This window comes from Geobacillus sp. Manikaran-105 (assembly GCF_002809955.1).
Classification (GTDB): domain Bacteria; phylum Bacillota; class Bacilli; order Bacillales; family Anoxybacillaceae; genus Geobacillus; species Geobacillus thermophilus.
In genome coordinates this window covers 1-26,090 of record NZ_PIJG01000031.1, presented here as the reverse complement: position 1 = coordinate 26,090, position 26,090 = coordinate 1, and the positions used below count along the sequence as shown (strand labels likewise).

Here is a 26,090-nt window from a genome sequence, read left to right as displayed (position 1 = left end):
GCTTGGGCGATTGTCACATTTGTGGAAACGGCGCATATGAAAAAATAAAGGCTGATGAAGGGGGAATTGGATGAACGGGGTATTGACCGGCAGTGTGCTGTCCGCCTTATCGACCGGACTTGGCGCTGTGCCGATTTTGTTTATGGCCAAATCGCTCACTCACCGCTGGCGCGATGTGCTCCTCGCGTTTTCAGCCGGCATTATGATGGCGGCCTCGATGACAAGTCTTATTCCCGAGGCCCTGCGGTCCGGCGGTTTTGAGGCGCTCGCCATCGGATTGGCGGCGGGGGTGCTCGTGTTAACGTTGCTTGAGATGACCGTCCCCCATATCGACTTGGAGCATACGAAAAGCGGCTTGCAATTCGACGAAAAGGCGATGCTCATCATCGCCGCCATTGCGATGCACAATCTCCCCGAAGGGCTGTCAGTCGGGGTGAGCTACGCCTCAGACGGCGCTTCGCAAACCGGCAATTTGATCGCATTGGCCATCGGCTTGCAAAACGCGCCGGAAGGATTTTTGGTCGCCTTGTTTTTAGTCAATCAGCAGATTGGCCGCTTTAAAGCGTTTGTCATTGCCACGTTAACCGGCGCGGTCGAAATTGTGACGTCTTTGCTCGGCTTTTATTTAACCTCTCTCTTCCGCGGCCTCGTTCCATACGGGTTGGCGTTTGCCGCCGGGGCGATGCTGTTCATCATTTACAAAGAGCTCATTCCCGAAAGCCATGGCGACGGCAACGAACGGATCTCGACGTACGCCTTTATTATCGGCATTTTGTTTATGATTTTGTTAACCGAATCGTTTTAGCGGTCTCTCCTTCCGTCATCGAGGCAAGCGCTCCTCTCCATACAGAACGAAACACCCCGCTGCCTTGCCTGGCAACGGGGTGTTCTCATTATTGGACAGCCTCTTCTTTCTCTTCATACGGATGGGCGACCCAACCGGACGGGTCGATGAACAGGCGGACGGCTACGACTTGGCGGTCGTCCATGAGCGTAAAGTAGTGCGGATTCCCTTCCGGCACGGAAATGACATCGCCGGCTTCCAGCTCGACGTCAAAATAGCCGGTCTCTTTGTCGCCTTTGATAATGAAAATGCCATGGCCGGCCGTAATGGCGCGCACTTCGTCTTCCGTATGGATGTGCACTTGTTCAAATTTTTTCAGCAGTTCATCCAAGTTCGGCGTCGCATCGGACAGAGCGACGATATCCCATGTTTTGTAGCCGCGGCGCGCCGCCAAGTCTTCAATTTCGTCTTTGAACGTCGCTAAAATTTCATTTTTTTCTTCATCTGTCAGAACATATTTATCGCGCAAATGCTCCGGCAGTTTCGTGATGTCCCAATGTTCATACAACACCCCTTGACTGTTCAAAAACGCGCGCACATTGTCTTCTCCTTCAATCACTTGGCCCGTTTTTCTCACTTTGATGACGGCCATGTCAAAATCCCCCTTCTAAAAGATGTATATTAGCCAACCGGCAGGCCGGCCCGTTGCAAAAGCAGCCGCTTCACCTGCCAGCTGAACAAAAACTCCCACGCTTCCAAATGTTTTTTCGCTTCAAACGCCGTTCGTCCCCAGACGGTAATGCCGTGGTTGTGGATCAACACGGCGCCGGCGTCGCCATGAACATGGTTCGCAAACTCCCGAGCCAGCGTCGGGATGTCGGCGTCATTGTTAATGATCGGGATGCGCACTGCGGCGTTTTCTTCCCAAATGCCAAACGCCTTGATGATTTCCTGGCCGGAAAAGACTGCTTCCCCGTTTGACGCATACAGTTCAGAAATCAAATTGTTGTCCACGGTATGAACGTGCAAGACGCAACCGGCGTTTGTGCGGTTGTAAATTTCCACATGCAGCAGCGTCTCCGCTGATGGCTTTAAATGTGTTTTCTCCGCTGGTCGGCCGGCAGCGTCAACGAGCAAGAAGTCCTCATCCGTTTGCTTCCGCTTATCCTTGCCGCTCGCTGTCACCAAAAACGTCAACGGGTCGTCCGTCACTTTGATCGACAAATTGCCGCTTGTTGCGAAAAACCAATCGCGGGCGGCGAGCTCGGCTTTCACTTCCGCAAGCTCGTTCCACTTTTTCACGACGATGCTCATACGATCACCTCCATTCGCTGCAACGCATCCATCACGTCAAAAAACGTCGCAAATGGCGCGTGCGGCAGGTCAAGCTCTTGACATTTTTCAAGCAGAAAATCGCGCGCCAGCACATAGTCGGCTTGCCTGGCCACCGCCAAGTCGGTGATCGAATCGCCGATGACGACGTGATACCCGTCCGGGCGGGCAAGCCTGCGCAATAGCGACGGCTTGCAGCAGCCGCAGCCGTTTTGGCACCGGCTGTCACATGCATGCGGCCATGTGATGCGGATCGTCTCACCGCTGAAATCGGAGCCGTTGCAAAAAATTCGCTCCGGTTCAATGAGCCCTTCAAGCAGCGGATAGACGAAAAAGTCGATGCCGCCGCTCACGATATAGAGCGGGATGCTTTGCTCTTTTGTCCATGCGACAAACTCGCGGAACCCTTCGCGCAAGCGGGCGGTGCTAAGCAAAAAGTCAACAATCTCCCCTTTCAGCGCTGACGGAAGAAGCGAAAACATTTTTCCGACGCCTTCCTGAACGGAGATGCGCTGGGCGAGAATGTCGTCCTTTAGCGCCTCCCACTCCGGCGGGGCGAACTGTTTCATAATCGCGATGATGTTGTCGTTTTCCGTGATCGTGCCGTCAAAATCGCAAAAAAGAACGAGTTGTTTCGTCATGCTTCCACCTCAATAGCGCCCCAGCGGTCGATCGCCTTTTGCAGCGCCTCGTTGTCTTTCGCCGCTTCACGAAGCGGACGGCCGACCAGCGCTGCGTCGATGGCGGCGCGAAACGCCTTTCCGCCGCCGATCGCCCCGTCCGGGTGGCCGTGGATGCCGCCGCCGGCGTTGACGACGCTGTCAAGGCCAAAATCGCGGACAAGGAGCGGCACCAAGCCCGGATGGATGCCGGCCGATGGCACTGGAAACGCCCGGGCAAACGGCTCTTGTTCATCGGTCAGCGCCCTTGCGATGCCAAGCGCCTGCTCACGCTCCAAGGCGACGCTGCCGTACGGCGACGGGAACAGGACAAAGTCGGCGCCGGCGAGCCGCAAAAGCTTTCCAAGCAAGAGCGACGGGGCGACGCCGTAAAACTCCGACGGCGTGATCGCGCCGCTGAACGCCGGGTGGGCCATGATCGGAACGGAAATCTCTTCATCTTCCCGCAACCCTTGCAGGACGTCCAATCCATAGGCGAACACGTTGAACAACAGCACATCGGCGCCAAGCTCAGCCGCCCGTTTCGCTTTTTCTTTCAGTTCAAACGTTTTGCCGGTCAAGTTGACGGCATACAGCGTCCGCTTGCCTGTTTGTTCGTACACCTCTTCGAGCGCCGCTTTGCCTTCTGTAATGCGCTTCGCAAATGGCAGACGATCGCTGTCAAACAAAATTTCGTCATCTTTGACCAAGTCAACGCCGCCAAGCGCTTGCTTTTTCAACTCTGATGTCAAATACGCCAAATCGCGGCCGACGATGCCTTTGAAAATGCTCATCAACAGCGGGCGGTCGTACACTCCGACCTTTTCGCGAATGCCGGCGATGCCAAAGCGCGGCCCCGGAAACTGCCGCTTCCATTCTTCCGGAAATGCCAAATCAAGCAACCGCACTTCCCCGTCAAGCGACAGCTTGCCGAACGTCGTCACCAACAATGCTGGCAAATCGGCGCTGAAGTTGACGGTCGGGTAAGCGATTTTGACGATTGCCCGCTTCAACCGCTTGCCGAAATAGGCGTTTACCCGCTCGCTCTCGCCAAGCTCTTCGATCGCAACGACTTCCCCTTTATGCTTGCGAAGCTGGTCTTGCTCTAGCTGCGGCAAGTCGGTCCATGTGCCGACTGTCAAGCCGAGCGCGATTCCTTCCGCCTTTTGGCGAATATCGTGTTCATCATGAAGCAAATACGTCGCAATGACTGCACTCATCGTCCATCCCTCTTTCAATATATGGCGAAATAAAAAAGCCCCTTCCTAAGAAGAGGCGTCATTCATTCATGGCGCTCTTCTTATCTCCCAGCGTTTCCGCTGCAAGAATTAGCACCGTGCTTAGCGTACGCCAAGCCGGTTGCCGGGCTTCATTGGGCTCGTCCCTCCGCCTGCTCTTGATAAGAAAGCCTGCTCGTTTATGCACTTGTCAAACGATTGGCAAATTTACTTTGAATTATGACAGCCTTTGCCGCCGTTGTCAATCATTTTTTTCAAAACAGCCTGGTCAACGTTGTCCCGTCAACGGTTCATTGCCGCTCTTTTTTTCAAAACAATCCGAGCCGGCCGATCCGCTCCGCCGCTTCGCGAAGCCGCGCTTCATCGGTCAACAATCCAACGCGCACATACCCTTCGCCGTGTTTTCCAAAACCGATGCCTGGGGCGACGGCGACGTGCGCCCGCTCAAGCAACAGATCGGCAAATTCGGCGGATGATGCGCCTTTTGGCAACGGAAGCCAGGCGAAAAATGATCCAGACGGCGCCGGCGCTTCCCAGCCGATCGCGCGCAAAGCATGAATAAACGTATTGCGGCGCGCCTCGTACAAGGCAATGAGCTCCGCGACGCAGTCTTGCGGGCCGAGGAGCGCAGCTGCCGCCGCTTCTTGGACGGCGCCGAACAAGCTGACGTACAAATGATCTTGCAACAACTCAATGGCACGGATGATCCGCTCATTGCCGACAGCGAACGCCACGCGCCAGCCGGCCATATTGTACGTTTTCGAGAACGTGTAGATTTCAACGCCAATGTCTTTCGCCCCGTCCACTTCTAGAAAGCTGACCGGCTTTTGGCCGTCAAAGCCGATCGCGCCATAGGCAAAATCGTGCACAACGGCTATGCCGTACTTTTCCGCAAACGCCACCGTTTCAGCAAAAAACTCCTTCGTCGCCGTCGCGCCGGTCGGGTTGTTCGGATAGTTTAAAAACATCAGTTTCGCCCGGTCGGCCGCCGCCCTGGGAATGGCCGAATAATCCGGCAGAAACCCATTCTCCGCGACAAGCGGCATCATTTCCATCCGCGCGCGGGCGAGCGCGATTCCCGACCAATAGTCCGGATAACCCGGGTCCGGGACGAGCACGACATCGCCCGGGTTGACGAGGCAAAGCGGCAGCTCGACAAGCCCGGCTTTGCCGCCGAACAAGATGGCGACCTCGCGGGCCGGGTCGATCGTCACCCCGTACTCGCGCGCGTAAAACGCCGCTACGGCTTCTTTCAAAAACGAGTAGCCTTGAAACGGCGAATATTTATGGTATTTTGGGTTCGCGGCTGCCTTCTGCATCGCTTCGACAATGTGCGCCGGCGTCGGCTGATCCGGATTGCCCTGCCCTAAGTTGATCACATCATAACCCGCCTTGATCTTCGCACCGACTTTCGCCACGAGCGAGGCGAAAAACTGCTTCGGCAGCTGTTCAAGCAGTTCGGAAAAGGGAAATTCGATCGTCATCGTCCACACCTTCTCAAACATTCTTGAAATTCTAGTGCAACATCATATATCGTTAAAAGCAAAATGTAAAGAAAATTTTTTTCCGAGGTGAACGCTCATGACGATCCGCATCGCCTGCCTGCAGCTTGACATTGCATTTGGCGATCCAGCAAAAAACGAACAGCAAGCCGAACAGGCCGTGGAATCCGCTGCCAAAGACGGCGCTGACATCATCGTGCTGCCAGAGTTATGGACGACCGGCTACGATTTGACGCGCCTGGATGAAATTGCCGACGAAGGCGCCGAACGGGCGAAGGCGCTCGCTTCCCGATTGGCGCAAACGTACGGCGTCCATTTCGTCGCCGGTTCGGTCGCCAAAAAAACAGCCGCCGGCGTGACAAACACGATGATCGTGGCCAACCGCCATGGCCAAATCGTCGGCGAATACAGCAAGCTTCACCTGTTCCAATTGATGGATGAACATTTGTATTTGCAGCCGGGAAACGAGCCAGGCTTGTTCTCGCTTGACGGGCTGCCGTGCGCTGGGGTCATTTGCTATGACATCCGATTTCCGGAGTGGATTCGCGCCCATGCGTTGGCCGGAGCGGAAGTGCTGTTTGTCGTCGCCGAATGGCCGCTTCCCCGCCTTCACCATTGGCGGACGCTCTTGATGGCACGGGCGATTGAAAACCAATGCTATGTCGTCGCTTGCAACCGGGCCGGACGCGACCCGAACAACGTCTTCGCCGGCCATTCGCTCGTCATTGACCCGTGGGGCGAGATCATCGCCGAAGCCGACGAACAGCCGGGTATCTTAACCGCTTCCATCGACCCGTCGCTCATCCAAGACGTCCGCGCACGCATCCCGGTGTTTGCCGACCGCCGGCCGCACGATTATGAAGAGGCGGCAAAAAAATTTTTCAAAACGTATTGACAATCCGCCAGCCCAACCTGTATCATTCGAATCAAGCAACCAAACGATTGTTAACATCGTGAAAATTGCAAAAACTTAATAGCTAGATCGGTACTCTTATCAAGAGTTGGCTGAGGGAATTGGCCCAATGAAGCCCAGCAACCGACCGTAATGCTATCGTGAGATAGGGCGCACGCCAAAGGCGGCGCCGGAAGCGAACCGCTTCCGCAGGGCACGGTGCTAAGTCCAACAGAAAGACCGATGTCTTTCTGAAAGATAAGAGGCGCGAAGACGATGCATCTTCAAGCCTCTTTCCGTATGCGAAAGAGGCTTTTTCATTTGCCAAAACCTAAAGGGGGAACGTGAAAATGACGATTGTCCAATCCACTGTTTACGAACCGCTCACCGAACAAAAAGCGACCGCCCTCGCCGTCCGCCTCGGCCTATTCCGAGACGGGGCGCCGCTTGTGTGCCGCGAAATCGGCGACGGAAACTTAAACTTAGTCTTTCATATCGTCGATCAGGAAACGAAGCAAGGCGTCATCATCAAACAGGCGCTCCCGTACGCGAAAGTCGTCGGCGAAAGCTGGCCGCTCACGTTAAAGCGCGCGGTTATTGAAAGCAACGCGTTGCGCACGTTTGCCAGCTATGTACCGCAATACGTGCCGAACGTCTACTATTCTGACGAATCGCTTGCCATTACCGTGATGGAAGACTTGTCCCGTCTGCAAATCGCCCGCAAAGGGTTGATCGAAGGGAAAACATTCCCGCTTTTGTCCCGGCATATCGGCGAATTTATCGCCAAAACAGCGTTTTACACATCCGATTTCGGCATGAACCAGCAAGAGAAAAAGAAATTGGCGCAAAGCTTCGTCAATCCGGAACTGTGCAAAATCACCGAAGATCTCGTCTTCACCGATCCATTTTTCGACCATGAGACGAACAACTTCGAAGACGAGCTGCGGCCGGACGTCGAAACGCTTTGGAATGACGACCGCCTCCGTTTGGAAGCGGCGAAGTTGAAGCGCAAGTTTTTAACCGAAGCCGATGTGCTTCTGCATGGCGATTTGCATACCGGCAGCATTTTCGCAAGCACCGACGAAACGAAAGTAATCGACCCGGAATTCGCCTTTTACGGCCCGATCGGCTTTGACCTTGGGCAGTTTTTCGCCAACTTGCTGTTAAATGCGTTGTCCCGCCCTGACGTTGAGCGCCAACCGCTCTTTGATCACATCGACCGGACCTGGGACGTCTTTGCGTCCATATTCTCGGAGCTTTGGCGCACCAAAAGCATCGAGACGTACGCCGCAACACCGGGCTTGCTTGACGAAGTGCTCCGGCATGCGTTCATCGATGCTGTCGGCTTTGCCGGCTGCGAAGTCATCCGCCGGACGATCGGCCTCGCCCATGTGGCCGACCTTGACGGCATCGAGCAGAAAGAAGCCCGCCTTGCCGCCAAACGACACGCGCTCCGCCTCGGCCGCCGCCTAATTGTCGAGCGCAACGAGCTGACCGGAACGGACGGCTTCCGCCGAGTGTTTGCAGAAACCGAATAGTAACACGGCGACGACCGGCCCAGTGCCGGCCCGGATCAACGGAAAATGTGAAAAGAAAGGAAGACGACGATGGACACCTTTGCCATCCCGCGCTCTGTCGAGTGGCGCGAGACGCATATCACGATTTTAAACCAACAAAAATTGCCATTAGCAACAGAATATATCGACCTGCATACGCTTGAAGACGTGTACGATGCGATCGCCTCGCTGAAAGTGCGCGGAGCGCCGGCGATCGGCATCACCGCCGCTTATGGTCTGGCGCTCGCCGCCTCGCATTATAAAGCGGAAACGGTCCACGAGTTCCATAGCCGCCTAAAGCAAGACCGCGATTATTTGGCAAGCGCCCGCCCGACGGCCGTCAATTTGGTTTGGGCGCTTGACCGGCTCACTGCCGCCGCCAAAGACGCCGCCTCAGTCAACGAAGCGAAAACGGTGCTTATTCACGAGGCGATCCGCATCCAAATCGAGGACGAAGATGTCTGCCGCCGCATCGGCGAACATGCGTTATCGCTTTTTCGCCCAGGCGACCGGGTGATGACGATTTGCAACGCCGGCTCGATCGCCACCGCCCGCTACGGCACGGCGCTCGCCCCGTTTTATTTGGCGAAAGAGAAAGGGATCGAGTTATCCGTGTACGCCCTTGAGACGCGCCCCGTTTTGCAAGGAGCGCGTCTGACCGCCTGGGAGCTGATGCAAGCAGGCGTCGACGTCACGCTTATTACGGACAACATGGCGGCGCAAACGATCAAAGCGAAAGGGATTCGCGCCATTATCGTCGGAGCCGACCGGATCGCACAAAACGGCGATACAGCGAACAAAATCGGCACGTTCGGCCTCGCCTTGCTCGCCAAATCGTTTGGCATTCCGTTTTACGTCGCCGCACCGTTGTCCACCATCGATTTGGCGACAAAGACAGGGGCAGACATCCCGATTGAAGAGCGCCATCCGGATGAAGTGACCCATCTGGCCGGCGTGCGCGTCGCCCCGGAAGGCGTCAACGTGTATAACCCGGCGTTTGACGTGACGCCAAACGAACTGATTACCGCGATCATTACCGAAAAAGGCATCGTCCGCGGCAGCTACAGCGCGGCACTGCCAGCGTTATTTGCAAAGGAGGAGCAGCATGAAACGATTTAAGGCCTTATCGTTCCTTTCTCTTCTTTTCTTTGCCGTGTTCTCCGTCTTGGCCGGCTGCACGAACGAGCAAGACGCCGTGAGCTCTAAGCCGGCCAACGAAACGAAGCAAACGGCCATCCAAGGCGACACCGTCTCATCCAACAGCCAAACCGCATCGAGCAGCGAACAGGCGGCCATCCCGGAGAAGCTGAAAAAACCGGTGAAGATCGCCGCCATTATGCAAATGTCCATCGGCACGTTCTCGTCGCAATACATCGCCGGCGTCAAAGAACAAGTGCAAAAGTTCGGCGGCGAAGTGCAAATTTACAACGCCGACAACGACTTGACGAAAATGGCCTCATACGTAGAAACGGCCATCACGCAAAACGTTGATGCCATTCTGCTTGATCACGGCCGCGCTGATGCGCTCGAAGGCCCGGTGAAAAAAGCGGTTGAAAAAGGCATCCCGGTCGTCGCCTTTGACAACGATTTGAACGTTCCCGGCGTCACCATCATCGACCAAGACGACTACAGCCTCGCCTGGAAAACGTTAAAAACACTCGCCGAAGATTTAAATGGAGAGGGCAACATCGTCACGATTTGGGTCGGCGGTTTTACTCCAATGGAGCGGCGCCACGTCATTTATGAGGCGTTCAAAAAACGCTATCCGAACATAAAAGAAGTCGCCAAGTTCGGTACGGCGAGCGCCAACACGGCTTTGGACACGCAAACGCAAATGGAGGCCATTTTGAAAAAATATCCGAACAAAGGCGACATTGACGCCGTCTTCGCAACTTGGGACGAGTTCGCCAAAGGAGCGACGCGCGCCATCGAGCAAGCCGGGCGTACGGAAATCAAAGTATACGGCATCGATTTGAGTGACGAAGACTTGCAAATGATCCAAAAACCGAACAGTCCGTGGGTGGCGACAACAGCGACGGATCCGGCGGAAGTCGGCCGCGTTCAGGTGCGGTTCGCCTATCAAAAAATCGCCGGCGAGAAAACGCCGAACATTTACTCGCTCGAGCCGCATTTAGTAAAACGGACCGACTTGCCCGATAAGCAAGTATCGATGAACGAGCTTTCGCAATACATCCCGGGCTGGGGGCAATCGAACGTCGCCATCTCGCCATGGATGAAAACGTTGGAAGCTCAGGTGAACAAAAAATGAACAGGCTGTCAATGCGAGGCATTGAAAAATCGTTTGGCGCGGTGCGCGTGCTTGACGGCGTGGACTTTTCCGTCCGTCCAGGCGAAGTCCACGCCCTTTTGGGCATGAACGGCGCCGGCAAAAGCACGCTCATGAACATTTTGGCCGGCGCCATTCCTCCCGACGCCGGCACGATCACGATCGATGGCGTCAACTGCACCTTTTCGTCGCCGCTTGACGCGAAACGAGCCGGCATCGGCTTCGTCGTCCAAGAGGTCGACACGGCGCTTTTCCCAGGATTGCCCGTTTACGAAAACTTGGCGGCTGATGAGCTCGCTGATGTGAAGAAACAGCCGATCCGCTCGCTGCGCCGGGAAAAAGAACGGGCCGCTGCTCTGCTTCGCCGCGTCGGCCTTGCCATTTCGCCGGCAAAGCTCGTGCGCGACTGCTCGCTCCATGAAAAACAGCTGATCGTGCTCGCCAAAGTGTTGTCATCGAATGCGCGCTACATCATTTTGGACGAACCGACCGCCGCCTTGAGCGAAGCCGAAACGAAGCGGCTGTTTGCCATCATCACGGAACTGAAACAGCAAGGCGTCGGCTTTATTTACATCTCTCATAAACTGAAAGAAGTGCAGGAAATCGCCGACCGGCTGACGATTTTGCGCGACGGCCGCGTCGTCTACCATGGTTCCGCCCGCGGTTTGCCGCTTGAAGACATCGTCCTTCATATGACCGGAACAAGGCGAGCCGCCGCCATGAAACAAACGCGCGCGCATGGAAGCGACATCGCCTTTGCCGTCCGTGGGATCACGATCGAAAAAACCGGCACGACGGTCGATCTTTACGCCCATCGCGGCGAAATCGTCGGCATCGCCGGCTTGGTTGGCGCAGGCAAAACGGAGCTCGCTGAAAGCCTCATCGCCCACCGGAACACATCCGGCGAGTGGGAAATTGATGGCAGACGCTATGTGTTCTCATCGCCTTATGAAGCCATCGACGCCGGCCTTTGCCTCATCCCGGAAGAACGGCGCAAACAAGGGCTGTTCTTGCCCGAGTCAGTGAAAACCAACATCACCGTCCGCCTCCTTTCCCGGCTGTCGCGCTGGCAATGGATCAGCCGGAGGAAGGAAACGGACGCCGCCGACGAACTTGTCCGCTCGCTCGGCATCCATCCGCCGTCGCCTTCGACCGCTGTCCGCCACTTAAGCGGCGGCAACCAGCAGAAAGTCGTCATCGGCAAATGGCTGAACACAAACGCGCGTGTTTTTCTATTCGACGAGCCTACGAAAGGAATCGATGTCCACGCCAAACAAGAGGTGTTTTCCATCATCCGTGCTCTCGCCGATGAAGGAAAAACAGTACTATATTTTTCGAGTGAATTTCATGAGCTTCTTGAGGTGTGCGACACCATCTACATCATGGCTGACGGCCGGCTGCTCACCCGCCTGCCGGCCGCAGAACTAACCTATGAACAGCTTGTGTACTATTGCAGCGGAGGTGAGATCGATGAGCCAGCCAGCCGTTTCCACAGCGCCGTCGAAAAAAGCGGCGCCGTTCATTCTTGAATTTTTGTATAAACATGGCACACTGCTTGCCATTTTGGCTGTAATCGCCTATTTTGGCCTGACACAAGACCGGTTTTTCACCTATGAAAACTTCAGCGACATTTTGCGTTCCATTTCCATCGTCACCTTGGTGGCCATTGGCATTACATTTTCGCTCATCGTCGACGGCTTCGATTTGTCGGTCGGTTCGACAGTGAGCTTGGCGACGATTGCCAGTGCGGCGGCGCTTGTCTTGCATCGCCAAGAAATTTTCGTCACCTTGCTCGTGCCGCTGTTGCTCGGCGTCGCCGTCGGGCTGCTTAATTCGTTGTTGATCGTCAAATTCAAACTGCCCGATTTGCTCGCCACGTTGGCGACGATGTACGCGATCAACGGCGTGCAGCTTACGTATACAAAAGGATTTTCGATTTATAACGACATGCCGCTGCCTGATGGCGGCACGGCGCCGGGCAAATTTATTCCTTCCTTTTTATTTATCGGCCAAGGGGAGCTGTTTGGCGTGCCGTTTTCGGTCTTGCTCATGCTCGTTGTCGTCATGGCCGCCCACTTGTTTTTAACATACACCAAACCTGGCCGTCTCTTTTATTTAACGGGTGAAAACCGGGAAGCGGCACGGCTCTCCGGCATCCCGGTCAACCGTTACCGGACGTATGCGTACGTCATCAGCGGCTTTTTCGCCGCCTTGGGGGGCATCGTGCTCGCCTCGCGCATCGGCACCGGGCAAGTGTCGGCCGGCGCTTCGTTTTTGATGGACGGCGTCGCCGCCGCCTACATCGGCTTTTCTGTCTTCGGCGCCGGCAAGCCGAACGTCATCGGCACCCTGTTCGGTTCGATTTTGATGGGGGTGTTGTTGAACGGCTTGACGATGATGAACGTCCCGTATTACGCCCAAGACATTATTAAAGGCGCCATTTTAGTCGGCGCCCTCGCGTTGTCGCATTGGCAAAAAAAATAATGTCCCGTTCCCTGCCCCCATGGATTCGCGTCATGGGGGCGGGCGCCATTTTGGGAGGCATACACACCCACCGATCAGCTGAAGCGCGATTGATAGCGCCGCTCCAACTCCAGCAGCTTTGCTTTTACATCGGTCCGGCTTCCGGCGTAGCCGACGAGGGCGCCGTTTTTGCCGACAATGCGATGGCACGGGACGATGATGGCGAGCTCATTCGCCCGGTTCGCCTGGCCGACGGCGCGGACCGCCTTCGGGCGGCCGATTTGCGCAGCGATGTCAGCGTATGTCGCCGTCTCGCCGTATGGGATGCGGCAAAGCGCCGCCCACACTTCTTCTTGGAAGGGCGTCCCTTTCCATTTCAGCGGCAAATCAAACGTCCGGCGGCGGCCGTGAAAGTACTCATCCAACTGTCGAAGCGCGCGTTCAAGCAACGGCGACCGGCTTTGGACAACCGGATGCCCGCCCGCAAACGCGCGCCATTCTTCCGGAAACAGTTCAACTTTCATGATCGCTTCGCCGTCGGAAGCGATGTATAGATCGCCAAGCAGCTCCGACCGGTATACGGCATATTCAATCGCCATCGTCGTCTTCCCTCTCTGTCCGCTCAATCGGCAGCGTAATATGGAACGTCGTGCCGACCCCGACTTCGCTTTCCACGTCAATTTTCCCTTGATGTTCTTCAATGATCTTATAGCTGACCATCAAGCCGAGTCCGGTGCCGCGCTCTTTCGTCGTATAAAACGGCTCGCCGAGTTTTTTGATTTTATCTTTCGGAATGCCGCAGCCTTGGTCAGTGATGGAAATGCGAACATTTTTGCCCATGCGGGCGATCCGCACCGTGATGTCCCCGCCTTTGGGCATCACTTCAATGGCGTTTTTCAAAATGTTGATAAACACCTGCTTCAGCTGATTCGGCTCGCAATACACCGGCGGCAGCCCGCGGTCGAAATCGGCAATGATTTGCACGTTATGCATCATCGCCTGGGCGCTGATCAAATCGATCGTATCCTGCATGATTTTGCAAATGTCGTTTTGCTTGTATTGCACCGCCTGCGGTTTGGCCAAAACGAGAAACTCGGTGATGATCGATTCGATCCGCTTCAATTCCGACATAATGACATTAAAATACATCGAATAATCGCCGTCAATGCTTCCTTGCAGCAGCTGGATGAACCCTTTTAACGCCGTCATCGGGTTGCGGATTTCGTGGGCGATGCCGGCAGCGAGCTCGCCGACGACATTGAGCGTATCCGATTTGCGCAGCTGCAGCTCCATCTCCTTCCGCTCGGTCACATCGCGAAACGTCATCATTCCAACGCCGGGAATGACTTCTTTTTTCAACGAAAACTCGATGATTCGCCCCTTTGTCTCATCGGAAAACTCGACTTCGCCGCTCGCCTCGCCAGCGCGCTGACACTCAGCCATCAGCTTGTTCAACTGGCGGCGCGCCCGGTCCGGAAGAAGTTCGCCGACCTTCCGGCCAAGAAGCGCCTCCTTTTCAGCAGAAAAAATGCCGCAGGCGATTGGATTGGCGTCAATGATGCGATGCTGCTCGTCCCAAAGCAAAATGCCGTCCATCGAGTGATCGAAAATGCTGCGGAATTTTTGTTCGCTTTCCCGCAGTTCGCGCTCGATTTTCCGCCGCTCGCTCACGTTGCGGAAAATTGTCAAATGGTAGCCGTCAATCGCCCCTTTTTTCATCGTAAACTCAAGCTGTTTCTGTTCGCCGTTTGGCATATGGAACGTCAGCTCATCGCGAATTTCCCCTTTTTGGCAGAACTCGCTGAAAATCCGCTTCACCTTTTCATCCCCATATTCCACAAAATCGAGCAAATTGCGGCGCACAAGCAAATTCAAAGGCAGCTCAAACGTCCGGCTCGCGGCCGGATTGGCGTTCAATATGTAGCCAAAATCATCCCAAATGAGAATCGCCTCATGCGCCTGCTCGAAAATGGCCCGAAACCGCTCTTCGCTTTTTTGTAGCTTGATTTCCATATTTTTTCTCTCGGTCACGTCGCGCATAATGGCCATGTAAAAGCCGCTGTAGACGTTCGACGTCGCCGTCAGTTCAAACATTTTCACCGTTCCGTCCGGGCGGACAAGCGACAACTCGCCTTTGGCCGTTCCCTTTTCTTTCACTTCCGCGAGCAGCCGTGCGAACTCATTGGCGCATTCGCGGGCGACGAACTGCTGAAACGACAAATTGAGCAGTTTTCCTTTTTCCAAGTTCAAGCTCATCGAAAACGCCGGATTGACATCGATAAACCGCCCAAATTCATCGAAAATGACGATGCCGTCGACGGCGCGGTTGAATACGTCGCGAAACAAAAACTCATGAATGATTCGTTCGCGCTCAAGCGCCTTATGAGCCGAAACGTCGCGCATCATCACGAGGTCAAATTCATGAAACACGTCTTTTTTTATCGAAAATTCGATATGCTTCACCTTGCCGTCCGGCAGCTTAATGAGCAGCTCGTCGCTGAACGAGCCGAACTTTTGCAGCATCGAGCGCTGAAACAGCAAAATATCGGGCGGCACGAGTTCGAGGAACGAAGAGAACGAACGGCCGATCAAGTCAAACTTATCCATCTCAAACAGCTTGCACGCCGCTTCGTTCACATCGACAAACTCGCCGTTTTTATTTAAAATGACAATGGCGTCGAGCGATCGCTCGAAAATGACGGAATAACTGTTGAGCCGCTCCTTTAGGCGACGATTTTCCTCTTCAAGCAGCCGCACATCCGGCGTCGCATTTTGTCCTTCCCGAGGAGAAAGGCTTTGGGCCATATCCATCTCTCCTTGTCTATTAAAACCATGTCAACTAAATATATATTCGATGTGGAAAAATTTACTCCTCCCTTGATTTACGAAGATTTTTTAAAATTCTTTTCCACAATGTTCGACAAGTTTTTCTGCTTTTTCATTTGGCTAAACTGCATGATAGTCAACTCTCCCCCCTCGCTTAAAGCCAAATGAAAGCTTCCAATTGCATCTATAAATTATAGACAAAGGAGTTTTGCTGCTATATTATAGACAAAGGGGTTTTGTTGCGATGAACATCGTCTGTGCGACATTGAACGCCAAATACATTCATATGAATTTAGCCATCCGCTATTTAAAAGCATACGCAATGCCGGAGTTTGACGTCAAGCTCGTTGAGTATACGATCAAAGACCCGGCGCTGAACATCGTCGCCGATTTGTACCAGCGCCGGCCGGATGTCATCGGCTTCAGCTGCTACATTTGGAACATTGAAGAAACGATCAAAGTCGTAAAAATGTTAAAAAAAGCGGCGCCGGACGTGACAATCGTCGTCGGCGGACCGGAAGTATCATACGACGTACGCGAGTGGATGGAGCGGGTGCCGGAATTGGATTTTATCGTCATCGGTGAAGGGGAAGAAACGTTTAAACAGCTGCTCTTTGCCTTAGAAGGCCGCAAAGAAGTGGCAGATGTCGCAGGGCTGGCGTTTCGTGACGGGGACCGCATCGTCATCAACCCACAGCGGAATAAAATCCGCTTGGCTGACATGCCGTCACCATTTCGCTTTCCAGAAGACATTCCCCATCTTCCAAACCGGATCGTTTATGTCGAGACGAGCCGCGGCTGCCCGTTCAGCTGCCAGTTTTGCCTGTCGTCCATTGAGGTTGGCGTCCGCTATTTTGACCGCGAAAAAATCAAAGACGACTTGCGCTATTTGATGCAGCACGGGGCGCGGACGATCAAGTTCGTCGACCGGACGTTCAACATCAGCCGCAGCTATGCAATGGACATGTTTCGCTTTTTAATTGATGAACATGTGCCCGGAACAGTATTTCAATTTGAAATTACCGCCGACATTATGCGCCCGGAGGTCATCGAGTTTTTAAACAAGGAGGCGCCGCCCGGGCTGTTCCGCTTTGAAATCGGCGTTCAATCAACGAACGATGAGGTGAACCGCCTGATCATGCGCAAGCAAAACTTCGCAAAACTTTCGCGGACGGTGACGATGATTAAAGAAGGCGGGAAAATTGCCCAGCACTTAGATTTGATCGCCGGTCTGCCCGAAGAAGACTACAACTCGTTCCGAAAGACGTTTAACGACGTGTTCGCCCTTCGCCCGGAAGAACTGCAGCTTGGCTTTTTGAAACTGCTGCGCGGCACTGGGTTGCGCCTGCGCGCCGAGGAGTACGGCTATGTGTATATGGACCATGCGCCATACGAAGTGCTCGCCAACAACGTCTTGTCGTTTGATGACGTCATCCGCATCAAGCAAGTGGAAGACGTGCTCGAAAAGTATTGGAACGCCCATCGAATGGACGAAACGATCGAATATTTAGTAACCGACGTCTTCCCGTCACCGTTTGACTTCTTCCAGCAGTTTGGCACGTATTGGGATGAACGCGGCTGGGCGCGCATCGGCCACCAGTTGGAAGACTTGTTCCGCCGCCTGCATGAATTTTTGCGCACAGCCGTCCCGGACGCGCTGCCGGTCGCCGAGTCGCTCATGAAATACGATTACTTGCGCAATCAAAAATATAAGCCGCGCAAACCGTGGTGGAATGAGAAAACGGACAAAACGGCGCGCACGGCCGTCTACCGTGCGCTGCTTGAGCGCCCCGAGGTGCTTGGGGAGGACTTTGCCGCCCTCGGGCTCGGGGAAAAGGAATTGTTTAAACATACGGTCGTGGAAATCGTGCCGGTTGATGTCGGCCGCTATATCGCCGCGAAGCAGCTCTCGTTTGCGCCAACCGTCATCGTCGCCTATTTTGATCCGTCCGGCACCGGCGCAACGCTGTTTTCCGCGCCGCTGTCCGCCTTGTCCGCTTCGGCATTCGCCTAACGGCCAAACGCCGGAGGCACGGCTTTTTTGTGCACCACGTGAAAAAGCAGGGAGCGTTATCCCTGCTTTTTTCGTTCCTTTTCATTTTCTTTCGCCCGTTTTTGTTCCTCCATGATCCAAAGCGGCTCGTGGGCAGCGAAATCGCCCCATTCAAACGCCGTTTCTTCATTCGTTCGAGCGGGCCGCTTCTTATGCTCTTTACCCATCCCCGCCTCCTTGCCGCCCTTTTTTCGAATTGCGGTTCGCGCCGCGGATCATGTCCTCCTCGCCGGCATATTGTGCCGCAAATTCGGTATCCGGCAAGCTTTCCGTTGGCGTTTTATTGTTGTTTTTCGCTGCGTCAAATTTCACTTTTCGCTTCATCATCGTTTTGTCTCCTCCTCATCAACCGTTTTCCGCTCATAAGCGACAAGCACAATTTCTTCCCCCGTCTCCTCGCGCAGCCGCTGTTCAAGCTGCTGCAGCTGGCGGAGCGTCCCGTCATGGAGACGGGCGACCGGGAACGCTACATTGTTCACCCGCATCCTCCTTCCCACATTTTTTCTTATCGTGTCTCGGCCGCACTGCCTTTATGCATCGCTAGAACGTTACGGCTTGAGCACGACTTTAATACAGCCGTCTTTCTTTTCGTCGAAAATTTCGTATGCGTATTGCGCCTCATCAAGCGGCAGGCGATGGGTAATGATATCGGTCGGGTCAAACCGGAACGCGCAAATATTCAGCCTGCCCGCCCGGGTAGCCGCCAAACGTCTCGGAATAGCCGAAATACCCCCCGATTCGCCGTTTGGGTTCGACGCATCGCATTGGCTTTCGAGCCCGTGCTGGCAATACCAGCATTGCCCGCAGGCGATCGTAAACGGCACGATGACCCGGTCGCCTTTTTTCACTTTCGTCACCGCCGGGCCGACTTCCTCGACAATGCCCATCGGTTCATGGCCGATAATGAAATCTTCCGGCATGTTCGGAATCATCCCATGCACTAAATGGAGATCGGAGCCGCAAATCGAGGTGCTGGTAATTTTGACAATAATGTCATCGTCTTTTAAAATTTTCGGATCAGGCATTTGTTTGACAGCTACATCTTTGATGCCTTGATACGTAACGGCTTTCATGCTACTCCTCCTTCATCGGTTTCTGGGCGAATGAGCCAAAAAGCAGCAGCGCCGCCAAGCAGCGCCATGACGCTAAGAAGCAACAGGAGCGGCTCCGTGCCATCCTTCGCGGCGGAAAATCGCCGCCACCACCGCAATAAAATCCCGAAACGGCAACGGCCGCTCCCGACGCGCCGGCACCTGGATGAACCAAACCATCATTGCTGCCGATAGCAGGCAAAAGACAGGGAACGAAAAAAATGGAAAAAACCAAATGATGCCAGCCAGCATCGCCCCGAGAATCGGGCTTAGCACTTTGCCGAACGTGTTCGCCGTTTCAACCGTCCCTAAACAGCGGCTTGCCTCCTCCTCATCCGGAAACAAATCCCCGACAAGCGGCAAAACGATCGGAAACGCCCCGGCCGCCCCGAGCCCTTGCAACATGCGCCCGGCGATCATCCAGCCGTACGGGTCGCTCACCCGCCAAGCAGCCCATCCCGCCAGCCCCCCTCCCACCGCCGCCAGCAACAGGCTTGGAACGATGACCATTTTTCTCCCGATGCGGTCGCTTATATATCCGGCCAGCGGAATGAACAAAATCGCCACAACGGAATACATCGTGATCAGCAGGCTCGACTGCAGCGGCGTGATGTCGAGATGCCGTTCCATCGCCGGCAGCACCGGGATGAGCATCGAATTGCCCAGCGTCATGACAAGCGGAATCGAGGCAAGCGCAGCGACCGCCCACCCCCGACCAGCCTGCCTCCCTGCCTGTTTTGACAGCTGCACCGTCCATTCCATCGCTTCGGTCCCTTTCTTATGAAGTCGATATTTCCACTTATATGATGTGCGTTTTTTTCATGGATATGCCGCGCGAAAAAAAGCTGCCACCAAAGGAGGACAACCCTCCGTTTGGCGAACATCCCCTTCTTGTCATGACCGGAAAACCGTTGTACAAAACGTCCGTTATTTTCCGCCCGTGAACGAAATTCCTTTGATGAAGTAGCGGTTGAAAAAGGCGTAAATGACCAACACCGGCAGCGTAAACACCATGGATGCCGCCATAATGTAGTTCCAATAGCTGATGTACTGTCCTTTGAAGCTATTGAGGCCAAGCGGCAACGTAAACAGCTGTGGATCGGACAAAATAATGAGTGGGCGCATGAAATCGTTCCACGAACCCATGAAAAATTCCTCCTGTAATTCCCAACCATATCTCTTTGTTCGGTCGTCCATACTAATCATACCTCATCAAAAAACCATCAAGGAGGAATTTCATATGGCTCGTTCAAGCAACAAACTGCTTGTGCCAGGCATTGAACAAGCGTTGGAACAAATCAAATACGAAATCGCCCAAGAGTTTGGCGTGCAACTTGGGGCTGGCACGGTTTCGCGCGCCAACGGCTCCGTCGGCGGGGAAATTACAAAACGGCTCGTCGCCCAGGCGCAAAGCGAACTGGCCGGCCGGAGAACAGAATAAAGCCGAGCGCCATCACTCGGCTTTTTTTGTTTTGGAATTCATTGCTTCCGAAGGACGGCCGGGATGGGCCGGATGGCGCCGCTCTTTTTGGTCGTTGCCATCCGGCCGGCCGCCTGCCGCTTTTTTCTCTACATAATGACCGCCCGGCCGCGATGGTCTGGCGTTTCCATGTTTTTTCCCTTTCGGAGACATTTCCTTGTTTGACGGAGAGCTTTCCTTATTTAAACTGGAGTTTTTCCGCTCGTGCGGCGGTTGTTTGTCGTTTTTCTGCTGCTTAGGTTTTGATCCGCCATGCTTCTGCTTCGTTTGCGGCGGTTTCGGCGCTTTTTGCCCTTCTTTCAACGGCGCTGCGTTGTTCCCTTTCCGTTTCCCTTCCTTCGGCTTGGCTGGCGACGGTGAAACGGGTTTGACCTTTTTTTCAATTTGCAATAGTTTTCCGGTTGTCATCCCCCGTTTGACAGCTTGGTTGCGCACGGCCATCGTACTATTGGCCGTGGTAATGACAATCCGGTCATCCGCCACTGACCGCTCGATATCGGCGAGCGCGGCAGACAGCTTCCGCGCCGAAGAGGCGTCGCGCTCCCTCTCCACCGTCGTAATCAGCACTTCCCCGCCTTTCTTTAAATACCCCTTTTGTTCGCTTAGCGCAATGATTTGTTTCGCTACCGAAGAAAACGGTTGACGTTTCCAGGAAGGAAGCGCCGTCAGCACCTTCTTTCCTTCCTCATTGTAAGCCTTCAGTGTCAACACGCGCAGCTCCGCATCGACTCCCGCTTCCATGCTCGGGTTGATGTCGATCGACATATAGGCATACACCGCATCAGACGGCCATTGAATCCAAGTGGTGACAAGCAGCACAGCAGCGGCCAAGGCGCTCACGAGCGCGTAACGAAACGAACGACGATGAAATGGAAGCAGCTTTTTCACTGCGCTTGCCTCAATCTCTTCGCCGACCTCACACTCCTTTTCCTTTTTCACCCGAAGAAATTCTCCTTCCGGCGTCAGCACGGTGACGAATTCCCCGTCCAATTCCAGCACAATTCCCTTTTTCACGATGAAAGCACCCCTTTTATATAGTCCTTTAGGTAAATGTAATCGCCTGCCAAAATAACCGCGACCGCAATAATGTATTTTCTATTTCTCTCAATCGTCTTGCGGCTGACCGACGCCATCGTTTCCAACTGTTTGATTGGCAGTTGCTTTTTTCGAAACAACAGGGCGAGCCATTCCTCGTTCGCCACAAGCAACTCGGCGACGCGAATGGCATTGAGGCGGGCGTCTTTATGTTTTGGCGATTGTTCGACTAAATCGTGAAAATGAATGCCGAATTGTTTCAGCACTTGCTGGTAATGAAGAATTTCTTCCCGACGCTGTTCTTGTTCGATTTGCCTGTAAAACTCATCGACGGAAAGCTTGGCGTCCAAGTATGTTTGCGCCACCTGCTCACTGTTTTCTCCGTTCTCCACATGCCATACGGCATCGCGCATTCTCGCCTCTTTCCGAATATAGTCAATGAGACGCCGTTTGATGAGCAGTTCAGCAAATGAGAGGAAGGAACCGCCCTTATGCGGCGCATACTTTTCAATCGCTTCATTGAAGGCGATCAGCCCGATGCTCGCCTCATCATCCTCTTCGCGAATGAACCGCTTGCACACGCTCGACGCCGTTTTGGCGATAAACGGTTTGTATTGCTCGATCAGCTCATTGCGCAACGCTTCATTTCCTCGCTGAATTTCCACAACCGTCCGTTCAAGCGTTCTCTCTCTTCTTTTCAATAATGTCCCAAACACCCTTTTCACCCCGCTTATACAAAGCCGGAATGACGCTCATTCTTTATATTATTCGCACATCGCAACCCAAATATGGCCGTCGCTCAAAGGGGATTTTTTCAAGTTGCGCAAGTGAACACAAGTCCCCAAAAGGGCTCAACGCTGCCTGCGCCAAGCAAACGCCCTCCATCAACAAAAATCATGCATTTCTGTGCTTGACGGTTTCAAAACATCTCACGCTTTCTTCTGTAAGGGAAAATCAGTAAATCAACATTTTCCATACATGGTGACGCGAGAAAAAGCCTCACTTGTCAAGTACACTTTGTGGAGATGAACCCTTCTAAATGAAAAAAGAGTGAAACGCGGTGTTGCCGAAAAATTTGACATAACGGGAAAAGGGGCTGTTTCCCCATTTGGGTCAGCCCCTTTTTCATTGTTTGGCCGTTCATCCGGCCTTTTCTTCCGTCCGTGCCATTTCATTCAGCTCACTATGCTTGCGGCCGTAGATAAAGTAAATCACTAAACCGATCAGCAACCACGAGACAAAACCGATCCATGTCATCGCCGGAAGCTGAAGAACAAGGTAGCCGCAGAACAACACGGCCAAAATCGGGATGACCGGAACGAACGGGACGCGGAATGCCCGCTTTAAGTCCGGCTGCGTTTTACGCAACACCAACACGCCGATCGAGACGGTGATAAAGGCAAAGAGCGTGCCGATGTTCGTCAGTTCCGCCAATTTGTTGAGCGGAATAATGCCGGCGAATACCGCTACAGCCGCTCCCGTCAGCCACGTATTGACATACGGCACTTGGCGCGTCGGGCTGATGCGGGCAAACACTTTCGGCAACAGGCCGTCGCGGCTGATGGCGTAAAAGAGACGCGTCTGCCCATACATCATCACAAGGAGCACGGTCGTAATGCCGGCGATCGCCCCGAGCGAAATAAAACCGGCGACCCAGTCTTGATGGATATAGTTTAACGCAAACGCCACTGGGTTTTTCACGTTGAGCTGCTCGTACGGAACGATGCCTGTCAATACGAGCGAAACCGCAATATACAACAATGTGCACACAAGCAACGAGACGATAATGCCAATTGGCATATCGCGCTGCGGATTGCGCACTTCTTCCGCCGCCGTCGACACCGCATCAAAGCCGATGTAAGCGAAAAACACCGTCGCCGCGCCGGTCGCTACGCCAGAGAAGCCATACGGCATAAACGGCGTCCAGTTTTCCGGCTTGACGTACCAAACACCGACCGCCAAAAAGAGCAGCACGACCGCCACTTTAATGGCAACGATCACCGCGTTAAAACGCGCCGATTTTTTGGCGCCTAAGTTCAACAAAAACGTAATGAACAGAATAATTAAAATCGCTGGCAAATCGATGAACGTCCCTTTCCCCGGATCATACGCGCTCGTGAGCGCCTTCGGCAGCTCGATGCCAAAACCGGCAAGCAACCCTTGGAAATAACCGGACCAACCGACAGCGACCGCCGACGAAGCAATTCCATATTCCAAAATCAAATCCCAGCCTAAAATCCAAGCGAATAATTCACCGAATGTCGCATAGCTATATGTGTATGCGCTCCCTGACACCGGCACCGTCGAGGCGAACTCGGCGTAGCAAAGCGCCGCAAACACGCACGCCAACCCAGACAAAACGAACGAAAGAACGAGAGCCGGACCAGCATGTTCCGCCGCCGCCACCCCGGTCAGGACGAAAATGCCTGTCCCGATAATGGCACCGATGCCGAGCATTGTCAAGTCGAATGCACCTAACTCTTTTCGCAGCGAAGCTCCTTTCGTCCCCGACTCCTTAAGCAACGATTGAATCGGTTTTTTACGAAACAAATTCATAGATGTCTCCCCTTGTCGTTTTTTGTAGAAAATTGTTGAATTTTATTGTCGAATACAGTTGACATTCTACATGATCCTCGTTTTTGTGTAAAGTGTGAAAATAAGAAAAACAGCAAAAAATTTTCTCCATTTTGTGCGGCAAAGTAAAAAAAGTTTTTAAAAATAATAAAAAACATTAATTTACAAATTTTTCAGATAAATGTATAATGAATGTGTGACAAATTTGTGTCAGAAAGGGGGGGCACATCCACCGTTTGCGGCAGAACAGTTCATAGTCCTTTTTGAAAACGCTTTAATACAGACGAGGAGGGATTACAATGGCAGTGAAAAAACAATCAAGGGTCGACCAAGGCGGCATCAACTATGATGCCATCGCTCAATCCGCTTCGTTCCGCGGGCTCATTCAGGCGAAGAAGCGCTTCATCATCCCAGCCACCGTCTTTTTCTTCGTCTTTTACTTCGCCCTTCCGGTGTTGACGTCGTATTCGAAAGCGCTCAACGCACAAGCGATTGGGCCGGTCAGCTGGGCGTGGCTGTTTGCCTTTGCGCAGTTTATTATGACATGGGCCTTATGCATCCTTTATTCGAAACGCGCAGCACAATTTGATGCCATCGTCGAGCAAGTGAAGCAAGAAACAGCGGAAGGAGGAAACACGTAATGAACGGGCTCGCCTTTTTCCTCTTCCTCATTATCGTCGCCTTGACGCTTGTCATTACGTACTACGCCTCGAAACGGACGAAAACGACAAGTGAATTTTACACCGCGGACAGCAGCCTCACCGGCTGGCAAAACGGGCTCGCCATCGCAGGCGATTATATGTCCGCCGCATCCTTCTTAGGAATCGCTGGCATGATCGCACTGACGGGATTTGACGGCTTCTTTTATAGCATCGGCTTCCTTGTCGCTTATCTTGTCGTCTTGTATATCGTCGCCGAACCGCTTCGCAACCTCGGCAAATACACGATGGCCGATATGATCGCCGCCCGTTTTGACGATAAGAAAGTGCGCGGCGTCGCGGCGTTAAATACGATCGCCATCTCGATTTTCTATATGATCGCCCAGCTTGTCGGCGCCGGCGGCCTCATTAAGCTTCTGTTGGGTCTAGACTACATTTATTCCGTCTTGATCGTCGGCATTTTGATGACGGTGTACGTCGTCTTCGGGGGCATGACAGCAACGAGTTGGGTGCAAATCGTCAAAGCCGTCTTGCTGATGGTCGGTACGTTTATCATTTCCATCATCGTCTTTGCCAAATTCGATTTCAGCATCACCAAAATGTTCTACGAAATGAAAACAGCGACGCCGCTTGGCGAAGCGTTTTTAAACCCAGGCAACAAGTTTAAGGATCCACTCGATACGATTTCACTCAACTTGGCGCTCGTGTTGGGGACGGCCGGGCTGCCGCACATTTTGATCCGCTTCTTTACGGTCAAAGACGCCCCGACTGCGCGCAAATCGGTCGTGTATGCGACATGGATCATTGGGCTTTTCTACGTCATGACGATCTTTTTAGGCTTTGGCGCCGCCGCGTTTGTCGGCTATGACAAAATCGTCGCCGCCAACCCGGCCGGCAATATGGCCGCCCCGCTGTTGGCGGAAGCGCTTGGCGGAGATTTCTTGTTCGCTTTCGTCTCTGCCGTCGCCTTTGCGACGATTTTGGCCGTTGTCGCCGGACTTGTGTTGTCAGCCGCCTCGGCGTTTGCCCATGACTTTTACAGCCATATTTTGCGGCGCGGCCAGGCGACGGAAAAAGAACAAATGCTCGCCGCCCGCTGGGCATCCGTCGGCGTCTCGGTGTTGTCGATTTTGTTAGCGCTGTTTGCACAAAAAATGAACGTCGCGTTCCTCGTATCGCTCGCATTTGCGGTCGCCGCCAGCGCCAACTTGCCGACGATCGTATTCACCATTTTCTGGCGCCGCTTTAACACGACTGGAGCGATTACGGGGATGCTTGTCGGCCTGATCAGCGCCTTGGTGCTCGTCTTCTTCAGCCCGAACGTCTGGTCGCCGCAGCCGGGCGCCGCCATTTTCGTCGGCGAACCGCTCTTTAAGCTCGCCAACCCGGGCATCATCTCGATTCCGCTCGGCTTTATCGGTGCGATCGTTGGCACGCTCGTCTCGTCGAAAAAATCGGATGAAAAGAAATATACGGAAATTGTCGTCAAGGCAAATACTGGGATAGGACGCGTGTAACACAACAAAGAAGGGGCTGGCCCAAAACGTGCTTGCTGTAAATTAGCACATTATTTCAGAATCCCTTTTTCAAATTATTTCAGGCGGATTCGGAAATAATGTGCAAAATTTTTGCGGATTGTTCCGGATTTTGCACATTCTT

At 53.7% G+C, this 26,090-nt stretch carries 24 protein-coding genes, 3 pseudogenes and 2 riboswitches; of the genes and pseudogenes, 11 read left to right on the top strand and 16 right to left on the bottom strand.

Features of this window, described 5'->3' with window-relative positions; all coding sequences use genetic code 11:
• Positions 1-70 precede the first annotated feature (70 nt).
• Positions 71-805: a ZIP family metal transporter gene (locus tag CV945_RS10385; RefSeq protein ID WP_100659710.1), complete on the top strand. Its 735-nt coding sequence runs from the start codon at positions 71-73 to the stop codon at positions 803-805.
• Between the two features lie 88 nt (positions 806-893).
• Here CV945_RS10385 and CV945_RS10380 read toward each other — a convergent pair whose 3' ends face one another.
• The 5 genes from CV945_RS10380 to CV945_RS10360 form a co-directional block, all read right to left on the bottom strand.
• On the bottom strand, positions 894-1,436 hold the full coding sequence (locus tag CV945_RS10380) for a 1,2-dihydroxy-3-keto-5-methylthiopentene dioxygenase (protein WP_015374253.1): 543 nt from the start codon (positions 1,434-1,436) through the stop codon (positions 894-896).
• Between the two features lie 29 nt (positions 1,437-1,465).
• Complete coding sequence (locus CV945_RS10375; protein ID WP_015374252.1) at positions 1,466-2,098, bottom strand: methylthioribulose 1-phosphate dehydratase; 633 nt, start codon at positions 2,096-2,098, stop codon at positions 1,466-1,468.
• Complete coding sequence (mtnX, locus tag CV945_RS10370) at positions 2,095-2,757, bottom strand: 2-hydroxy-3-keto-5-methylthiopentenyl-1-phosphate phosphatase (RefSeq protein WP_015374251.1); 663 nt, start codon at positions 2,755-2,757, stop codon at positions 2,095-2,097. Before mtnX ends, CV945_RS10375 begins: the two co-directional genes overlap by 4 nt.
• Positions 2,754-3,995 carry a 2,3-diketo-5-methylthiopentyl-1-phosphate enolase gene (mtnW, locus tag CV945_RS10365; RefSeq protein ID WP_033011864.1) on the bottom strand — a complete coding sequence of 414 codons (1,242 nt, stop codon included), beginning with the start codon at positions 3,993-3,995 and terminating at the stop codon, positions 2,754-2,756. Before mtnW ends, mtnX begins: the two co-directional genes overlap by 4 nt.
• A gap of 77 nt (positions 3,996-4,072) precedes the next feature.
• Positions 4,073-4,181, bottom strand: a riboswitch (SAM riboswitch).
• A gap of 140 nt (positions 4,182-4,321) precedes the next feature.
• On the bottom strand, positions 4,322-5,497 hold the full coding sequence (locus CV945_RS10360) for a pyridoxal phosphate-dependent aminotransferase (RefSeq protein WP_100659709.1): 1,176 nt from the start codon (positions 5,495-5,497) through the stop codon (positions 4,322-4,324).
• Positions 5,498-5,594: 97 nt separating this feature from the next.
• Here CV945_RS10360 and CV945_RS10355 point away from each other — a divergent pair, with 97 nt between their 5' ends.
• The 6 genes from CV945_RS10355 to CV945_RS10330 all read left to right on the top strand — a co-directional run bounded on the left by CV945_RS10355 (position 5,595) and on the right by CV945_RS10330 (position 12,734).
• Entirely contained in the window at positions 5,595-6,410 is an 816-nt protein-coding gene (locus tag CV945_RS10355; RefSeq protein WP_100659708.1) for a carbon-nitrogen family hydrolase, read from the top strand.
• 93 nt (positions 6,411-6,503) lie between these two features.
• A riboswitch (SAM riboswitch) is annotated at positions 6,504-6,672 on the top strand.
• Positions 6,673-6,757: 85 nt separating this feature from the next.
• On the top strand, positions 6,758-7,945 hold the full coding sequence (gene mtnK / locus CV945_RS10350) for an S-methyl-5-thioribose kinase (RefSeq protein ID WP_100659707.1): 1,188 nt from the start codon (positions 6,758-6,760) through the stop codon (positions 7,943-7,945).
• Positions 7,946-8,014: 69 nt separating this feature from the next.
• Complete coding sequence (gene mtnA, locus CV945_RS10345) at positions 8,015-9,082, top strand: S-methyl-5-thioribose-1-phosphate isomerase (RefSeq protein WP_033024944.1); 1,068 nt, start codon at positions 8,015-8,017, stop codon at positions 9,080-9,082.
• The gene (locus CV945_RS10340) at positions 9,069-10,232 is read left to right on the top strand and encodes a sugar ABC transporter substrate-binding protein (protein ID WP_100659706.1); all 1,164 of its coding nucleotides are present in this window, start codon (positions 9,069-9,071) and stop codon (positions 10,230-10,232) included. Before mtnA ends, CV945_RS10340 begins: the two co-directional genes overlap by 14 nt.
• The gene (locus CV945_RS10335) at positions 10,229-11,779 is read left to right on the top strand and encodes a sugar ABC transporter ATP-binding protein (protein WP_100659705.1); all 1,551 of its coding nucleotides are present in this window, start codon (positions 10,229-10,231) and stop codon (positions 11,777-11,779) included. Before CV945_RS10340 ends, CV945_RS10335 begins: the two co-directional genes overlap by 4 nt.
• The gene (locus CV945_RS10330; RefSeq protein WP_100659704.1) at positions 11,721-12,734 is read left to right on the top strand and encodes an ABC transporter permease; all 1,014 of its coding nucleotides are present in this window, start codon (positions 11,721-11,723) and stop codon (positions 12,732-12,734) included. The genes CV945_RS10335 and CV945_RS10330 overlap by 59 nt, the downstream gene beginning before the upstream one ends.
• Positions 12,735-12,808: 74 nt before the next feature.
• Here CV945_RS10330 and CV945_RS10325 read toward each other — a convergent pair whose 3' ends face one another.
• Positions 12,809-13,312 (bottom strand): methylated-DNA--[protein]-cysteine S-methyltransferase, encoded by a 504-nt coding sequence (locus CV945_RS10325; protein ID WP_033015805.1) that lies wholly within the window; start codon positions 13,310-13,312, stop codon positions 12,809-12,811.
• A complete protein-coding gene (locus CV945_RS10320) occupies positions 13,302-15,518 on the bottom strand; it encodes a PAS domain-containing sensor histidine kinase (protein WP_100659703.1) in 2,217 nt (738 codons plus the stop codon). Before CV945_RS10320 ends, CV945_RS10325 begins: the two co-directional genes overlap by 11 nt.
• A gap of 265 nt (positions 15,519-15,783) precedes the next feature.
• Between CV945_RS10320 and CV945_RS10315 the strand changes: the two genes are divergently transcribed.
• Positions 15,784-17,553 (top strand): B12-binding domain-containing radical SAM protein, encoded by a 1,770-nt coding sequence (locus CV945_RS10315; protein ID WP_100659702.1) that lies wholly within the window; start codon positions 15,784-15,786, stop codon positions 17,551-17,553.
• A 56-nt stretch (positions 17,554-17,609) separates the two neighbouring features.
• Here CV945_RS10315 and CV945_RS17260 read toward each other — a convergent pair whose 3' ends face one another.
• From CV945_RS17260 to CV945_RS10300, 6 genes and pseudogenes are all read right to left on the bottom strand, one after another.
• A complete protein-coding gene (locus CV945_RS17260; RefSeq protein WP_162839644.1) occupies positions 17,610-17,759 on the bottom strand; it encodes a hypothetical protein in 150 nt (49 codons plus the stop codon).
• Positions 17,752-17,919 (bottom strand): hypothetical protein, encoded by a 168-nt coding sequence (locus CV945_RS17060; RefSeq protein ID WP_011230441.1) that lies wholly within the window; start codon positions 17,917-17,919, stop codon positions 17,752-17,754. Before CV945_RS17060 ends, CV945_RS17260 begins: the two co-directional genes overlap by 8 nt.
• Positions 17,916-18,071 (bottom strand): hypothetical protein, encoded by a 156-nt coding sequence (locus tag CV945_RS17255; RefSeq protein ID WP_162837025.1) that lies wholly within the window; start codon positions 18,069-18,071, stop codon positions 17,916-17,918. The genes CV945_RS17060 and CV945_RS17255 overlap by 4 nt, the downstream gene beginning before the upstream one ends.
• 184 nt (positions 18,072-18,255) lie before the next feature.
• Positions 18,256-18,665, bottom strand: a pseudogene (locus CV945_RS10310) (alcohol dehydrogenase catalytic domain-containing protein); the annotation flags it as partial.
• A 102-nt stretch (positions 18,666-18,767) separates the two neighbouring features.
• A pseudogene (locus CV945_RS10305) lies at positions 18,768-19,445 on the bottom strand (MFS transporter); the annotation flags it as partial.
• Positions 19,446-19,610: 165 nt separating this feature from the next.
• Positions 19,611-19,832, bottom strand: a pseudogene (locus CV945_RS10300) (carbohydrate ABC transporter permease); the annotation flags it as partial.
• Positions 19,833-19,923: 91 nt separating this feature from the next.
• Here CV945_RS10300 and CV945_RS10295 point away from each other — a divergent pair.
• Positions 19,924-20,124: an alpha/beta-type small acid-soluble spore protein gene (locus CV945_RS10295; RefSeq protein ID WP_015374238.1), complete on the top strand. Its 201-nt coding sequence runs from the start codon at positions 19,924-19,926 to the stop codon at positions 20,122-20,124.
• A gap of 12 nt (positions 20,125-20,136) precedes the next feature.
• Here the strand turns inward: CV945_RS10295 and CV945_RS10290 are convergent, their stop codons facing one another.
• From CV945_RS10290 to bcaP, 3 genes are all read right to left on the bottom strand, one after another.
• Positions 20,137-21,177 carry an anti-sigma factor domain-containing protein gene (locus CV945_RS10290; protein WP_100659701.1) on the bottom strand — a complete coding sequence of 347 codons (1,041 nt, stop codon included), beginning with the start codon at positions 21,175-21,177 and terminating at the stop codon, positions 20,137-20,139.
• A complete protein-coding gene (gene sigI / locus CV945_RS10285; protein WP_047757685.1) occupies positions 21,174-21,923 on the bottom strand; it encodes an RNA polymerase sigma factor SigI in 750 nt (249 codons plus the stop codon). The genes CV945_RS10290 and sigI overlap by 4 nt, the downstream gene beginning before the upstream one ends.
• Before the next feature lie 415 nt (positions 21,924-22,338).
• The gene (bcaP, locus tag CV945_RS10280; protein ID WP_100659700.1) at positions 22,339-23,754 is read right to left on the bottom strand and encodes a branched-chain amino acid transporter BcaP; all 1,416 of its coding nucleotides are present in this window, start codon (positions 23,752-23,754) and stop codon (positions 22,339-22,341) included.
• A 317-nt stretch (positions 23,755-24,071) separates the two neighbouring features.
• Here bcaP and CV945_RS10275 point away from each other — a divergent pair, with 317 nt between their 5' ends.
• Both CV945_RS10275 and CV945_RS10270 read left to right on the top strand, forming a co-directional pair.
• Positions 24,072-24,413 carry a DUF485 domain-containing protein gene (locus tag CV945_RS10275; protein WP_100659699.1) on the top strand — a complete coding sequence of 114 codons (342 nt, stop codon included), beginning with the start codon at positions 24,072-24,074 and terminating at the stop codon, positions 24,411-24,413.
• Positions 24,413-25,948: a solute symporter family protein gene (locus CV945_RS10270; protein ID WP_100659698.1), complete on the top strand. Its 1,536-nt coding sequence runs from the start codon at positions 24,413-24,415 to the stop codon at positions 25,946-25,948. The genes CV945_RS10275 and CV945_RS10270 overlap by 1 nt, the downstream gene beginning before the upstream one ends.
• Positions 25,949-26,090 lie beyond the last annotated feature (142 nt).

Excerpts from the sequence above, each read along its gene's own strand:
- CV945_RS10385 (WP_100659710.1), top strand. The coding sequence starts at position 71 with ATGAACGGGGTATTGACCGGCAGTGTGCTGTCCGCCTTATCGACCGGA.
- CV945_RS10380 (WP_015374253.1), bottom strand. The coding sequence starts at position 1,436 with ATGGCCGTCATCAAAGTGAGAAAAACGGGCCAAGTGATTGAAGGAGAA.
- CV945_RS10375 (WP_015374252.1), bottom strand. The coding sequence starts at position 2,098 with ATGAGCATCGTCGTGAAAAAGTGGAACGAGCTTGCGGAAGTGAAAGCC.
- mtnX (WP_015374251.1), bottom strand. The coding sequence starts at position 2,757 with ATGACGAAACAACTCGTTCTTTTTTGCGATTTTGACGGCACGATCACG.
- mtnW (WP_033011864.1), bottom strand. The coding sequence starts at position 3,995 with ATGAGTGCAGTCATTGCGACGTATTTGCTTCATGATGAACACGATATT.
- CV945_RS10360 (WP_100659709.1), bottom strand. The coding sequence starts at position 5,497 with ATGACGATCGAATTTCCCTTTTCCGAACTGCTTGAACAGCTGCCGAAG.
- CV945_RS10355 (WP_100659708.1), top strand. The coding sequence starts at position 5,595 with ATGACGATCCGCATCGCCTGCCTGCAGCTTGACATTGCATTTGGCGAT.
- mtnK (WP_100659707.1), top strand. The coding sequence starts at position 6,758 with ATGACGATTGTCCAATCCACTGTTTACGAACCGCTCACCGAACAAAAA.
- mtnA (WP_033024944.1), top strand. The coding sequence starts at position 8,015 with ATGGACACCTTTGCCATCCCGCGCTCTGTCGAGTGGCGCGAGACGCAT.
- CV945_RS10340 (WP_100659706.1), top strand. The coding sequence starts at position 9,069 with ATGAAACGATTTAAGGCCTTATCGTTCCTTTCTCTTCTTTTCTTTGCC.
- CV945_RS10335 (WP_100659705.1), top strand. The coding sequence starts at position 10,229 with ATGAACAGGCTGTCAATGCGAGGCATTGAAAAATCGTTTGGCGCGGTG.
- CV945_RS10330 (WP_100659704.1), top strand. The coding sequence starts at position 11,721 with ATGAGCCAGCCAGCCGTTTCCACAGCGCCGTCGAAAAAAGCGGCGCCG.
- CV945_RS10325 (WP_033015805.1), bottom strand. The coding sequence starts at position 13,312 with ATGGCGATTGAATATGCCGTATACCGGTCGGAGCTGCTTGGCGATCTA.
- CV945_RS10320 (WP_100659703.1), bottom strand. The coding sequence starts at position 15,518 with ATGGCCCAAAGCCTTTCTCCTCGGGAAGGACAAAATGCGACGCCGGAT.
- CV945_RS10315 (WP_100659702.1), top strand. The coding sequence starts at position 15,784 with ATGAACATCGTCTGTGCGACATTGAACGCCAAATACATTCATATGAAT.
- CV945_RS17260 (WP_162839644.1), bottom strand. The coding sequence starts at position 17,759 with ATGGGTAAAGAGCATAAGAAGCGGCCCGCTCGAACGAATGAAGAAACG.
- CV945_RS17060 (WP_011230441.1), bottom strand. The coding sequence starts at position 17,919 with ATGATGAAGCGAAAAGTGAAATTTGACGCAGCGAAAAACAACAATAAA.
- CV945_RS10295 (WP_015374238.1), top strand. The coding sequence starts at position 19,924 with ATGGCTCGTTCAAGCAACAAACTGCTTGTGCCAGGCATTGAACAAGCG.
- bcaP (WP_100659700.1), bottom strand. The coding sequence starts at position 23,754 with ATGAATTTGTTTCGTAAAAAACCGATTCAATCGTTGCTTAAGGAGTCG.
- CV945_RS10275 (WP_100659699.1), top strand. The coding sequence starts at position 24,072 with ATGGCAGTGAAAAAACAATCAAGGGTCGACCAAGGCGGCATCAACTAT.
- CV945_RS10270 (WP_100659698.1), top strand. The coding sequence starts at position 24,413 with ATGAACGGGCTCGCCTTTTTCCTCTTCCTCATTATCGTCGCCTTGACG.